At 45.4% G+C, this 13,443-nt stretch carries 10 protein-coding genes; 5 read left to right on the top strand and 5 right to left on the bottom strand.

Going from position 1 to position 13,443, the window contains the following annotated elements:
• Positions 1 to 58: 58 nt before the first annotated feature.
• Positions 59 to 790 carry a glutathione peroxidase gene (locus tag D0T92_RS10220; RefSeq protein ID WP_151052563.1) on the bottom strand — a complete coding sequence of 244 codons (732 nt, stop codon included), beginning with the start codon at positions 788 to 790 and terminating at the stop codon, positions 59 to 61.
• 350 nt (positions 791 to 1,140) lie between these two features.
• Here D0T92_RS10220 and D0T92_RS10215 point away from each other — a divergent pair, with 350 nt between their 5' ends.
• A complete protein-coding gene (locus D0T92_RS10215) occupies positions 1,141 to 1,680 on the top strand; it encodes a C40 family peptidase (RefSeq protein ID WP_404821651.1) in 540 nt (179 codons plus the stop codon).
• A gap of 75 nt (positions 1,681 to 1,755) precedes the next feature.
• On the opposite strand, the gene trpS is transcribed toward D0T92_RS10215, so the two are convergent.
• Positions 1,756 to 2,766, bottom strand: a complete 1,011-nt coding sequence (gene trpS / locus D0T92_RS10210; RefSeq protein WP_151052561.1) for a tryptophan--tRNA ligase — start codon at positions 2,764 to 2,766, stop codon at positions 1,756 to 1,758.
• A 336-nt stretch (positions 2,767 to 3,102) separates the two neighbouring features.
• On the opposite strand from trpS, the gene clpB reads away from it, so the two are divergent.
• From clpB to D0T92_RS10195, 3 genes are all read left to right on the top strand, one after another.
• Positions 3,103 to 5,673 carry an ATP-dependent chaperone ClpB gene (gene clpB, locus D0T92_RS10205; RefSeq protein ID WP_151052559.1) on the top strand — a complete coding sequence of 857 codons (2,571 nt, stop codon included), beginning with the start codon at positions 3,103 to 3,105 and terminating at the stop codon, positions 5,671 to 5,673.
• Between the two features lie 131 nt (positions 5,674 to 5,804).
• Positions 5,805 to 6,443, top strand: a complete 639-nt coding sequence (locus tag D0T92_RS10200) for an alpha/beta fold hydrolase (RefSeq protein WP_151052557.1) — start codon at positions 5,805 to 5,807, stop codon at positions 6,441 to 6,443.
• 402 nt (positions 6,444 to 6,845) lie between these two features.
• On the top strand, positions 6,846 to 8,165 hold the full coding sequence (locus D0T92_RS10195) for a DUF445 domain-containing protein (RefSeq protein WP_151052555.1): 1,320 nt from the start codon (positions 6,846 to 6,848) through the stop codon (positions 8,163 to 8,165).
• 71 nt (positions 8,166 to 8,236) lie between these two features.
• Here D0T92_RS10195 and purB read toward each other — a convergent pair whose 3' ends face one another.
• From purB to D0T92_RS10180, 3 genes are all read right to left on the bottom strand, one after another.
• Positions 8,237 to 9,607 (bottom strand): adenylosuccinate lyase, encoded by a 1,371-nt coding sequence (gene purB, locus D0T92_RS10190; RefSeq protein WP_151052553.1) that lies wholly within the window; start codon positions 9,605 to 9,607, stop codon positions 8,237 to 8,239.
• A 241-nt stretch (positions 9,608 to 9,848) separates the two neighbouring features.
• On the bottom strand, positions 9,849 to 10,640 hold the full coding sequence (locus D0T92_RS10185; RefSeq protein WP_151052551.1) for a class I SAM-dependent methyltransferase: 792 nt from the start codon (positions 10,638 to 10,640) through the stop codon (positions 9,849 to 9,851).
• A gap of 215 nt (positions 10,641 to 10,855) precedes the next feature.
• Positions 10,856 to 11,461, bottom strand: a complete 606-nt coding sequence (locus D0T92_RS10180; protein ID WP_151052549.1) for a YdcF family protein — start codon at positions 11,459 to 11,461, stop codon at positions 10,856 to 10,858.
• 910 nt (positions 11,462 to 12,371) lie between these two features.
• On the opposite strand from D0T92_RS10180, the gene D0T92_RS10175 reads away from it, so the two are divergent.
• Positions 12,372 to 13,421 (top strand): cupin domain-containing protein, encoded by a 1,050-nt coding sequence (locus tag D0T92_RS10175; protein ID WP_151052547.1) that lies wholly within the window; start codon positions 12,372 to 12,374, stop codon positions 13,419 to 13,421.
• Positions 13,422 to 13,443: the final 22 nt, after the last annotated feature.

Genomic DNA, 13,443 nt, shown 5'->3' with positions numbered 1-13,443 from the left:
TTAGTTCTGCTTCATTAACAGATCCAAGTGTACGGTCTGTTTAGATATAAAGATTGGATTAAGCCAGGTAAGCTTCTAAATCTTCGCTGCCGCCGATGTATTTACCGCCAACAAACACTTGAGGAGCGGTTGCTTTACCGGTAATTGCGCGTACAGATACGATGCTGGCATCTTTACCCAATACGATTTCTTCGTAAGCCAAGCCTTTTTCTTCCAACAATTTTTTAGCTTTGCTACAGAATTGGCAGCCGGGTTTGGTGAAGATGGCGATAGATTCTTGAGCTTTCCAATCCGGTGCAATGTATTTCAGCATGGTGTCGGCATCGGAAACTTCGAAGGGATCGCCTTCTTTTTCCGGCTCGATGAACATTTTTTCGATTTTGCCGTCGTTCACCAACATAGAATAACGCCAAGAACGTTTGCCGAAACCCAAGTCGTCTTTACCAACCAACATGCCCATGCCTTCGGTGAATTCGCCGTTACCATCGGGAACCATGATAACGTTTTCAGATTCTTCTTCGGCTGCCCATGCATTCATCACGAAAGTGTCGTTTACAGAAACGCACAGAATGCTGTCGACACCGTTTTGTTTGAATGCTTTAGCTAATTCGTTGTAGCGTGGCAGGTGGGTTGAGGAGCAAGTAGGTGTGAAAGCGCCGGGCAAAGAGAATACGACAACTTTTTTACCTTTAAACAGGTCGTCGGTTGATACATCTTTCCAAGAATCACCTACGCGGGTATGGAATACGACATTTGGGACTTGTTGTCCGGTGCGGTCTACGAAAGCCATTTTGATACTCCTTTTAGTTAAACGGTATAAAAAAATAAATCAGTTAGAAATTCAATACCGATATTCTAGCCTGAAATCTAAATTTGTATAATTTATAGTGCTAATAATATTAATAAAATTTATATATATGTAAATGAATATAACTTAATAGCTATCTTCATTTTGAATTTCACTAAATATAATGCTGATAGTAAAAAAAGCTAGTTTGATTTACATGAATTTACGGCGCTTAAGTATAACACGCATTAAGTTATTTATATGGTATGCATAGTTTTGGGGTAATCTTGGCAATTTCGGGATGATTGCTTAAAATCAAACCATCTGATAGCAATCGATCACAAGATGGTGGGATGATGAATATATCGAAAAAAATACTGTTATTGTGTGTGCCTTTTTTACTGGCCGCTTGTGGTAGTGCGCCTAAGCAGGTGGCAACAAAGGTGAATAGCAAACCCAAACATGTGGCACGCTCGGTTAAGCCTGTGCGTATTTCCCATATTGACCGTGATCAGGGCGCACAAGAATTGATGTTGCACAGCATGAGTCTGATTGGTACTCCTTATCGTTATGGTGGTTCGGATACCTCGACAGGCTTCGATTGTAGCGGCATGATTCAGTTTGTTTATCAAAATGCATTGGGTGTGGCACTGCCGCGTACTGCACGTGATATGGCGGCTGCTTCACGACCGATTGATCCGAGCCGTCTGAAAACGGGTGATTTGGTATTTTTTAATACCGGCGGTTCGAGCAAATATTCGCATGTGGGATTGTATATCGGTAATGGCGAATTTATTCATGCGCCGTCAAGAAAAGGGGTGATTCGTACCGAAAAAATGTCTAATCCTTATTTTGCAAAAAGGTTTATCGGGGCGCATACGTTTTTTAATTAATGTTCTTCGGTTGAATATCAAACAGGCCGTCTGAATATTTTTTCAGACGGCCTGTTATTTGGTATGGCAACGGCTTTATTTCAATGCACGGATACCGACGGCATCGCGCACTTGGTCGAGCAATATGCGTGCTTCTTTACGGGCTTTTTGTGCACCGGCTTGTAAAATCGCTTCGATTTTTTCGGGATGTGCGTTCAGTTCGGCATAGCGTTCGCGTGGTTCGGCTAGTTCGGCATTGATTTTTGCAGCCAGTAATTTTTTAGCTTCGCCCCACGCTAAGCCGTCTGCCAGCATTTGTGTGAACTCGGTGGTTTCAGACGGCGTGGCAAAGGCTTTGTAAATTTCAAACAAGGGGCTTTCGTCCGGTTGTTTCGGTTCGCCCGGCTCTTTGAGGTTGGTAATAATTTTGTTCACGGCTTTTTGGGTTTTTTTATCCGTATCAAACAGCGGAATGGTGTTGCCGTAACTTTTCGACATTTTTCTACCGTCTAAGCCGACCAATAATTCTACATTCTCATCAATTTTTACTTCGGGTAGGGTAAAGACTTCTTTAAAGCGGTGGTTGAAGCGTCCGGCAATATCGCGTGCCATTTCAACATGCTGGATTTGATCGCGGCCTACGGGCACTTCTTGGGCTTTAAACATCAAAATATCGGCAGTCATCAAAATCGGATAGCTGTATAAGCCCATTTCGATTTGGTGGTCTTGGTCTTCCTGGCCTTTGTCGAGATTGTCTTGCACGGCCGCTTTATAGGCATGGGCGCGGTTCATCAGGCCTTTGGCGGTAATGCAGGTCAGAATCCAATTTAATTCCATGATTTCGGGAATATCACTTTGGCGGTAAAACGTGGTTTTTTCAGGATTTAAACCGCAGGCCAGCCAAGTGGCGGCGATGGCGCGTGTGGATTCGTGGATGATTTCAGGGTCGTGGCATTTGATAATGCCGTGATAATCCGCCAAAAATAAAAACGATTCGGTATCGGGTAAGTGAGAAGCGGCAATGGCGGGGCGGATGGCGCCGACATAATTGCCCAAATGTGGAATACCGGTAGTGGTAACGCCGGTTAAGACACGTTTTTTATTCATATCACTGCTTTCTGTATGCGGTATAAAAGTTTCAGACGGCCTCCGAATATGAAAAGCAAACGGCCGTCTGAAAACGGGTAATCTTGATTAAGAAGCGGATTATACATCAAACACGTTGCCGATTCTGGCTTTCAGACGGCCTGAACATGATGTTATTCGATAGGACAGATTTTTATTTTTAAACTTATCCACAGATAGATTTTATTTTTATTCAAATATTTATATTATTTTTAAATAAAATATCAGATTTCTATATTGACTTACCCACAGGCAGACCCATATAGCTGTTATCTGAAGTCATCCACAAAACTTCCCACTATATGAAGAAAGAAATATATGAGATTTGACAAACTGACAGCAAAATTCCAACAAGCATTGGCCGATGCCCAAAGTTTGGCTTTGGCTGCCGACAACAGCTATCTTGAAGCCGGCCATGTTTTAAAAGCATTGCTCGATAACGACGGCGGCACGGCTGCCATGCTTGCCCATGCCGGTATTAATGTACCGCAAGTGAAACAACAGCTTACCCAATCGCTCAACAGCCTGCCGAAAGTATCCGGCAATGGCGGGGAAATTCTGCCCAGCCGCGAATTACAGGCCGTGTTGAACCTGATGGATAAAGCCGCTACCAAACGCGGCGATGCCTATATTGCCAGCGAACTGTTTCCGCTGGCGTTAGTACAGCAAAATGACGCGACCGGAAAAATTTTGAAAAACGCCGGTGCGACCGAACAAAATATCAATGCCGCCATTGACGCGGTGCGCGGTGGTGCGGCGGTGGACAGCCAAAATGCCGAAGACCAACGCGATGCCTTGAAAAAATACACATTGGATTTAACCCAACGCGCCCGTGAGGGTAAATTGGATCCGGTTATCGGTCGCGATGATGAAATCCGCCGTGCCATTCAGGTATTGCAACGCCGTACCAAAAACAATCCGGTGTTAATCGGTGAGCCCGGTGTCGGTAAAACCGCTATTGTAGAAGGTTTGGCACAACGTATCGTTGATGGCGAAGTGCCCGATTCGCTGCGTAACAAACGCCTGTTGGTGTTGGATTTGGCCGCGTTGATTGCCGGTGCCAAATACCGTGGCGAATTTGAGGAACGCTTGAAAGGCGTATTGAACGACTTGGCCAAAGATGATGGCAATACCCTGATTTTTATTGATGAAATCCATACCCTAGTCGGCGCAGGTAAAACCGACGGTGCGATGGATGCGGGCAATATGCTCAAACCCGCATTGGCACGCGGCGAACTGCACTGCTTGGGCGCCACCACTTTAGACGAATACCGCCAATACATCGAAAAAGATGCCGCTTTGGAACGCCGTTTCCAAAAAGTGATGGTGGGCGAGCCGAGCGTGGAAGATACCATTGCCATTTTGCGTGGTTTACAGGAACGCTATGAAATCCATCACGGTATCGACATTACCGACCCGGCCATTGTGGCGGCTGCCGAATTGAGCAACCGTTATATTACCGACCGCTTTTTACCCGATAAAGCCATCGATTTGATTGACGAAGCCGCCAGCCGTATCAAAATGGAGCTCGACAGCAAACCGGAACAGATGGACAAACTCGACCGCCGCATTATCCAGCTCAAAATGGAAAGAATGCACGTTGAGAAAGAAAGCGACGATGCCAGCAAAAAACGCTTGGAATTAATCGACGAAGAAATTACCGAGTTGGAAAAAGAATATGCCGATTTGGATGAAATCTGGAAAGCCGAAAAAGCCGCATCTGCCGGTACCGCCGATATTAAAAAACAAATCGACGATGTAAAAGTTAAAATCGAGCAGGCCAAACGGCAGGGTGATTTCGGGCGCGCTTCCGAGTTGGAATATGGCGAATTGCCGAAACTGACCCAACAGTTGGCATCGGTGGAAAACAACCCCGAAGTACAACAGGTCAATAAATTGTTCCGCACCAAAGTGGGCGCAGACGAAGTGGCCGAAATCGTTTCCCGCATGACCGGCATTCCGGTGAGCAAAATGATGGAAGGCGAGCGGGAAAAACTGCTGAAAATGGAAGACGTGCTGCATAACCGCGTAGTCGGACAAGACGAAGCGGTAGGTGCCGTTTCCAATGCCATCCGCCGTTCGCGTTCCGGTTTGGCCGACCCCAACAAACCTTACGGCAGCTTCCTGTTTTTAGGCCCGACCGGTGTCGGTAAAACCGAATTGTGTAAAGCATTGGCAAACTTCCTGTTTGACAGCGAAGACCATTTAATCCGCATTGATATGTCGGAATATATGGAAAAACATGCCGTTGCCCGATTAATCGGTGCGCCTCCGGGCTATGTCGGCTATGAAGAGGGCGGTTATCTGACCGAACAGGTTCGCCGCAAACCGTATAGCGTGATTTTGCTCGACGAGGTGGAAAAAGCGCATCCCGATGTGTTCAATATCTTATTGCAAGTATTGGACGACGGCCGCTTAACCGACGGCCAAGGCCGTACGGTAGACTTTAAAAACACCGTGGTTGTGATGACTTCCAATATCGGTAGCCAGCATATCCAAAGCATGGGCACGACAGATTATGATGCGGTGAAAGAAGTGGTGATGGAGGATGTGAAAGAACACTTCCGTCCGGAAATGATTAACCGTATTGATGAAGTGGTGGTATTCCATGGTTTGGATCAGGCACATATCCGTATCATTGCCAAAATCCAACTACAAAGCTTGGAAAAACGCTTGGCCGCACAAGGTCTGCATTTGGATGTGGAAGACAGCGCATTGGATTTGGTGGCCAAAGCCGGATTCGACCCGATTTACGGTGCCCGCCCGCTCAAACGCGCGATTCAGTCCGACATTGAAAACCCGCTTGCAATGGCATTGCTGGAAAGCAAATACCCGCCGGAAAGCGTTATTCATGTACGCGCCCAAGGCGATGAACTGATTTTTGATTAATCTGATTTTGAATCGTTAGTGATGAATAAAAGGCCGTCTGAAAAAGATTTCAGACGGCCTTTTATTGTATTCGGGTTTGTTGGGTTTGAATTATTCTGTAATATAAAAACATTATGGTTATTGGTACGGTTATGACATCCCACGTTTTATTGGTTCACGGTTTATATACCGGCGTTTGGATTATGCGCTCATTAGGGCGGAAGCTCGAACAGCAGGGTTTTAAAGTTCATTATTTCGGCTACCGCACGACACGGCAGCCTTTGGTGCAACATGCAGCGGTATTGGCGGATGAAGTGATGCGGCTGTACGGACAAAATATTGAGAATTTACATTTTGTCGGCCATAGTTTGGGCGGGTTGTTATTGCGTCATCTGGCAGCGGCACGCCCTGATTTGGTGCGGGGCGGAATCGTTACCGTCGGTACGCCGCATCAGGGTAGTTCTGTCGCTCATCGGATATATCGGTCGGCTTATTTATCCCGATTGCTGGGTGAGACTTATCATCATGGGTTAGACGGTAATATACCGGCCTTGCCGCAAAGTATTGCGTTGGGTAGCTTGGCGGGCAACCATGCGGCGGGGTTGGGCAAAGTGATTGGTATCAAGGGTGAAAATGATGGAACAGTGGGGGTGGAAGAAACCTATTGTGAGGGGATGCAGGATCATATTGTGCTGCCGGTTACCCATACGGGGATGTTGTTCAGTACCGAAGTGGTCGCTCAAGTGGCCGCGTTTTTGCGGAACGGCCATTTTATACGGTCTAAAAGCTAAGTTTTGGATCAAGACATATTGGTTTGAATAAAAAATATGGAAGGCCGTCTGAAAAAATTTCAGACGGCCTTCAAGTTATATACAACTTATCCGCAAGTTATTCTTTAATCTATGCAGGAATAACCTCATACCCACGAAAAACTTTGATAATGTTGTGTGTATATTGTGGAGAAATCAATATGCGCTTTGAAACATAAAGAGAATTTTAAATTGCTGAAAAAATAGGCAGTGTAAATAAGAAACCCACAGAAAAGATTTGCTTTCATGTGCATGGTTTGTGGATAACATGCTTAATACTATTATTTATAACATAAAAATAAATTTGCTTAAAAAATGTGCAGATGTTTTTTTAATATGAAGCGGTATAATTGGCAGTGAAAGATAAAAATAAGGAGAACCGCCGTGCACACGCTATCTACCGAAGTCCGTACCCAAATTGCCCGCAAGCGGTTGCAAAAAAGCCGCCGTTGGGCTACCGGATTGTTGTTGGCGGCTTGTGTGTTGTTTGTGGTATCGGCGATTTATATCAGGCAATACCCTGCGTTGGGTTATGTGAAGGCTTTTGCAGAAGCAGCGATGGTGGGGGCGTTGGCCGATTGGTTTGCCGTTACGGCATTGTTCCGCCGCCCGCTTGGGTTGCCGATTCCGCATACCGCGATTCTGCCGCGCAACCAACACCGTATTGCCGATGAGTTGGGGCGGTTTATCGAGCATAATTTTTTGCAAGGCAAACCGATTGCTTTAAGGGTTTATCAGGCCGATCCGAGTCGGAAACTGTTGAATTGGCTGGCGGCGGGAAAAACGCGTAGCCAGTGGCTGCCTTGGCTGGCCAAACAGCTACCGGCGGTGCTTAATGTGGCGAAGCCAGAGCAGGCGGCGCGGTTTATCGGGATGTTGTTGGCCGAGCAATATAGCGGCGAGCGGATAGGGAAAACGCTGGCCAATATTCTGAAAGCCTTAAAAGCGCAGGGCATGCATGAAACTTTGTTTGTGGCGATGTTGAAACAGGCGCGCCGTTGGTTGCAGGATCCGGAGACCCGTGCGCTATTGGAAGAAAATTTGCGCGAATGGGCGGCGCGAATCGAAAGCGATGCGCCGAGCACTTGGGAAAAATTAAAAGCATCATTGAAAGGAACCATTGTTGATAGGGTAGACGGTTGGGTATCGGAAAAGGCTTTGGATTGGGCCGATAGCTATCTGGAAGCGGCTTTGGCAAACCCCGAACACCGTATCCGTGCCGCTTTTAATGAAGAATATGATCAGGTTGTTCATTCCCTTAGCCATTCGCGGTTGTGGCATAAGCGTTTGGAACAGGGGAAAATGCAGATAGCAGAATCGCCGGCCATGCGCGAAATGCTGATGCGCAGTTGGCAGGGTTTGCAAAACTGGACGGCAGCCGATGTGGAAAAGGCGGATTCTTTGTGGCTGGTGCAGTTGAATCGGTTGTTGGATCATATGTTGTCGCAAGCGCAGGCTTATCCACAATTTATGCGTCGTGCCGACCTTCGTATTTCGTTGCTGGTGCGTGATTTTGTCATGCGTTATAAGGATAAGGCGGCGGTTTTTGTATCGGATAAAGTGAAAGGTTGGGACAGTGCTCAGATGGTGGAAAAACTAGAATTAAGCGTAGGCCGCGATTTACAGTTTATCCGTATGAACGGCACAATCGTCGGCGGTTTGGTGGGGTTGGTGATTTATATTGTGTCGCAATGGTTGTTTTGAGTATTTTAAAGATAAGAGGCCGTCTGAATGTTTTTTTCAGACGGCCTCTTATCTTGATTTAAAACCGCAGATTAAATTCGGTTAGCCAATGCTTCGGCTTTGCCGATATATAGCGCCGGAGTCAGTGCCAATAGGGCGGTTTTGGCTTCGGCCGGAATCTCTAAAGATTCGATGAAAACTTTCAATACTTCCGGTGTAATGCCGTCTTTGCCGCGCGTTAGGTCTTTCAGTTTTTCATACGGATTGGCGACACCGTAGCGGCGCATCACGGTTTGAATCGGTTCGGCCAGTAATTCCCAAGTGGCATCCAAATCGGCAGCCAATGCGGCAGGGTTGGCTTCGAGTTTGTTCAGGCCGCGTAAATGGGCGGTTAAACCTAAAATGGTATAGCCGATACCGACGCCCATATTACGCAATACGGTGCTGTCGGTCAGGTCGCGCTGCCAGCGTGAAACGGGTAGTTTTTCCGCTAAGAAACCCAATACGGCATTGGCCATGCCCAGATTGCCTTCTGAGTTTTCAAAGTCAATCGGGTTGACTTTATGCGGCATGGTAGAGCTGCCTACTTCGCCGGCTTTGACTTTTTGTTTGAAATAACCCAAAGAAATATAACCCCAAACATCGCGGTTAAAGTCGATTAGGATGGTGTTGACGCGGCTGATGGCTTGGAAAAATTCGGCCATATAGTCGTGCGGTTCGATTTGAATAGTGTAGGGGTTGAAGGTGAGGCCGAGTGATTGTTCGACAAATGTTTGGCAATGTGCTTCCCAATCTACATCGGGATAGGCGACCATGTGGGCGTTGTAGTTGCCGACGGCGCCGTTGATTTTGCCTAAAAACTCTTGAGTGCCCAGAATCGCCACTTGGCGTTGCAGGCGGTATACCACGTTGGCGATTTCTTTGCCTAATGTAGTCGGTGTTGCCGGCTGGCCGTGGGTACGGCTCATCATGGGTACGGCGGCGAATTGGTGTGCCATTTCGGTGAGCTTGGCGGTGATTTCGGCCAGTTTCGGCAACAGCACGGTTTCGCGTGCTTCTTTCAGCATCAGTGCATGGGAAAGGTTGTTGATGTCTTCGCTGGTGCAGGCAAAGTGAATAAATTCGCCTACGGCAGCTACTTCGGGTACATTGGCAAAGCGTTCTTTCAGCCAGTATTCGATAGCTTTTACATCGTGATTGGTGGTGGCTTCGATGGCTTTTACCGCCGCTGCGTCTTCTAAGGAAAATTCACGGATAACACGATCGATTTCGTCAATGGTTGCTTGGCTGAAGGTTGGAACTTCGGTGATTTTGGCTTCGGCAGCCAAGGCTTTGAGCCAGTTGAGTTCGACGGTAACACGGGCTTTCATCAGGCCGTATTCGGAGAAAATCGGGCGTAAGGTTTCTACGGATTTGGCGTAACGGCCGTCTAAGGGGGAAAGGGCGGCGATGGTGTTTATCATATTTGTCGGATTCCTGTGAAGATAGACGAAAAAATATCAGTAATGTAGCGTTATCGGTGCTTTTCAAAATATATTCGGCAGTATAGGGGATAGACTGCCGGATTTTTATCGAAGCGGCTATACAATATTGAAAATTGGCCGCTATTATACATCAAGCCGCTTTCAGACGGCCTGATACTTGCTTAAAACAGCATTTCAATTGTGATGAAATAACTGTTACACCGCCTAAATAAAACGGTACTCAAGCCGGTTTTTTTGGATAAAACTGTACCGGGCTTTCCCCTTGCGGCAGGATTTGTTTTTTTACCGCGTGGCCGTATACCGTTTCTAACGTAATCGTGAGTTGTTTGTCGGTAGCAAACCAATCGTTTATAGCATCATGCGCAGTTGCAGGGTCTTCAAAAACCAGTGACGACCATAAACCTAATGTTTCCATATCCAGCCAAAAGGTTTCGGCTTTGCGGTAGCTCAATTCGAGTTTGGCCGTATCCATCACCGGATCATAAAAGCCGTGGTGAAACAGCATATCGCCCAAATCGTGCATATCAAACAACATGGGGGCTTCGACACCGATACCTTGTGCATTCAGACGGCCTCTGAGTTCTACCAGCGTATCGACACCGAAATGGGTGAAAAACAGCAAACCGTCGGTTTTTAAAGCGTTGGCCCAGTTTTCTAAAACAGGTATCGGGTCTTTACCGTGAATCATTCCTAAATTCGACCACAACATATCGGCTTGCGCCGCCGGTAAAGGATCGGTCGGCGCTTGCTGGTATTGGATAACGGCTTTGCCTGTCAGCTTTTGCCATAAACCGGTTTGACGTGCCTCGGCAGCCGTTGCTAGAGCATCGGCACGCGGATCATATTCTGAGAAAACCGCTTTGGGATAACGGGCGGCCAGTAAGCGGCGGCTTTCGTCGGCATCTGCGCCTACTAATATAATCTGCTGCGGGGTGCGGCGTAATAATTGCAAACGTTCGTCGGTGTTTTGGGCAAGAAGGCGGTGAATTTGCCAGTGGTCGTCTGTATTCATAGATTTGATATATGGTTGTCGGTAATTAATATTATCGTGATTGTATAAAGTATCAGGCCGTCTGAAAAAGTTTCAGACGGCCTTTGTTTAATAGTTTTCATGAGCCAATTAAATAAGCAGTAGCAGAGCTTATCAGGCTAAATCATCGAATTGTGCTCGGCCTAGGGTCGGAAACAAGCTGTATTCTACCTGATTTCTGCCATTGCCGATGTAGGCTATTCGGGTGTGATAACGGCTTTAACCCATGCCAAACTTTCACGAACCAGTTTGCGTGAGTAGCCGCCGCTGCTTCTGTCGCAAGTGTCTTGTCCGGAATAAGCCTGTATGGTTTTTTTGTCTTTCCAGACTTTGCTTCCCAGCCAACCCGCCCTTTTGAGGTGGTAGTCGGCACTGACGATAATCACGCTTTGATTGTTGGTGAGCGGTATCGTGCTGAAAAAGATATTTTCATAGGTGTTTTCCGATTTGCCTTCGGTCACAATACGGAATTCCGGTACGCCCAATTCCATGGCGATTTCTTTCATGTGGGCCGCTTCATTGCTGCCGTCGCTATCCGTGCCGCCGCTGACAACCAGTTTCGGGGCTTTACCGGCATTGTAAAGCTCGACGGCCGCTGCTACACGGGAACGTAAGCATGGGTTGGGTTCGCCATTACTATAAACGGCATTGCCCAACACCAATACGGCATCGGCTGGCTGGATTTCGTCTAAGGTAATATTTCGTGAAAATAATGCGGATATATAGACCCAAGCCAGCAATACCAGCCAACATAGTGCCAATATAACGGGCAGATAAAGAAGTATATTACGTTTTTTATTCATGAATATCGATTTAAATTTTGATAAATAGGGGTTTGTAGGTGCCTTTTATTTAGAGAAGGCGAGTGCTCGGCTTATGTGAGCTAATATCATATTGTTTGCAATAGGCTGTACTGATTATGATTTTATCGCACCATATATTTTTTCAAGACTGTACCGCAAGTATCTGTGTTGAAAAGGCAGCAAATAAAAATCTGTGTAAAACTGGAATGCAAAATACCATTAAAAAATTAAAACAAATACATCACAACATGTAGCATTTGCAATTCGCAGGTTATGGTTATGTATTATTATCGGGTACAGGTTCGATATGTATGTGATATTAAACTCAACGGTTTGAAAATATACCCAACGGCATGACTTGAATTGAGAGGTCAATGGGGCTTGGGAAATAACCAAGGAGGCTATGCTATCAAATAAGATTGGCACCGTTTTAATGTTATTTAACTAGTAAGCCTAAAAGAAAATAAATTTGTACGGGTAATTTTATTTAAATAAAGTTTTTTTATGTAAAAAAAGGTTATAAGTCAAAATTAGTGATAAGTTAAAAATTCTATATTATGTAATTTATTGTGCAGCCTGTTTATCTAAAGTGTTGAGGAGTTTATAGGTAGCGTTGGGATAGCATGGTTGTAAATTCGTAAGGAAAGTCATTCGGTAAAAAGTGAATCTTGTTGCCACCATAAATATTAAATATTACATAAATTATACCTTTTCGAAAAAGAACCTATATTTTATTTTTTGCTGTCTGACGGATTAAATACCTCTTAAATTAATGATATAAACCATATATTAAAAAATATTTAAGTCATTTTCAGACTAAAATATTCAAGTATGTTATAAACAAAAAATGAGCGTTACCCTATTGTTTTTTAGTTGGTAATATAACCTAATTGAGAGATGAGACTGAATAATGGAAACACTTGCTACCTTAGATGATCTGCCTAAAGCTTATGTTGATGAGCTGACTCAAAAAAATCTGGTTCCTTTATGGCCAAGTTTGAGAGAAGTATTACCTCCAAATAAGCCTAAGCCTCAAACACAAGTTATTTCTTGGAAATATAAAGATATCCGACCGCTACTTATGCGTGCCGGCGAACTGACACCAATAGAAAAGGCGGAACGCCGAGTGTTGGTATTGTCGAATCCTGGTCACGGTTTGGAAAATATGCGCGCCAGTTCCGTTATGTATTTGGGCATGCAGCTTTTGTTGCCTGGAGAATGGGCCCCCAGCCATCGCCATACCCCGAATGCCGTCCGCTTGATCGTTGAAGGCAATGGTGCTTATACCAGTGTGAATGGCGAAAAATGCCCGATGGAAAGAGGTGACTTGATTCTAACACCGACAGGCATGTGGCATGAGCACTCACATGAAGGAGAATCTGAAGTCGTTTGGTTGGATGTATTGGACTTACCCTTAGTTTATTATTCTGAAGCCAGTTTCGTCGAAGAGGGTGAAAAGGCAAAAAGTAATAATGAGGCTAAACCGTTGGTTTATGGCCCGGGTATCGTAGCCACTGAAAACTTTACACGTAACGACAATCATTTGGTTAAATATCCGGTATTGCGTTATCCGTGGGCTGATGCCAAAAAAGCATTGGAAACCATTGCAGAAAATAGTAGTGTTGAAATGGTTCAGGTGACTTATGTTAACCCTGAAACAGGCGATGATGCACAAAAAATTATTGGCTTTAGTGCCATTATGCTGCGCCCAAATCAGGTATTGAAGTTGAGACAGCGTTCTTGTGCTATGGTATTTCATGTAATTGAAGGGGATGTTAATATCAAAGTGGACTCAGTCCAACATGATTTAACAGTCGCCGATACGCTTTGTACTCCGTGCTTTACAAATGTCACTTTAGTAAATACATTAGATAAGCCGTCTTTTGTTTTTGTGGCTGATGAGTCTCCTTTCCAAAGAAAGTTGGGATTGTATTCTGAGCGTGAAAGAACGGATATTTAAGTATCAATAAGTCTTATCTAAG

This window comes from Neisseria zalophi, from assembly GCF_008807015.1.
Taxonomy (GTDB): domain Bacteria; phylum Pseudomonadota; class Gammaproteobacteria; order Burkholderiales; family Neisseriaceae; genus Neisseria; species Neisseria zalophi.
This window is presented reverse-complemented; position numbering and strand designations above follow the sequence as displayed.

Coding starts and splice junctions, on each gene's coding strand:
- trpS (WP_151052561.1), bottom strand. CDS start 2,766: ATGAATAAAAAACGTGTCTTAACCGGCGTTACCACTACCGGTATTCCA.
- D0T92_RS10200 (WP_151052557.1), top strand. CDS start 5,805: ATGACATCCCACGTTTTATTGGTTCACGGTTTATATACCGGCGTTTGG.
- D0T92_RS10180 (WP_151052549.1), bottom strand. CDS start 11,461: ATGAATAAAAAACGTAATATACTTCTTTATCTGCCCGTTATATTGGCA.
- D0T92_RS10215 (WP_404821651.1), top strand. CDS start 1,141: ATGATGAATATATCGAAAAAAATACTGTTATTGTGTGTGCCTTTTTTA.
- D0T92_RS10185 (WP_151052551.1), bottom strand. CDS start 10,640: ATGAATACAGACGACCACTGGCAAATTCACCGCCTTCTTGCCCAAAAC.
- purB (WP_151052553.1), bottom strand. CDS start 9,607: ATGATAAACACCATCGCCGCCCTTTCCCCCTTAGACGGCCGTTACGCC.
- D0T92_RS10175 (WP_151052547.1), top strand. CDS start 12,372: ATGGAAACACTTGCTACCTTAGATGATCTGCCTAAAGCTTATGTTGAT.
- D0T92_RS10220 (WP_151052563.1), bottom strand. CDS start 790: ATGGCTTTCGTAGACCGCACCGGACAACAAGTCCCAAATGTCGTATTC.
- clpB (WP_151052559.1), top strand. CDS start 3,103: ATGAGATTTGACAAACTGACAGCAAAATTCCAACAAGCATTGGCCGAT.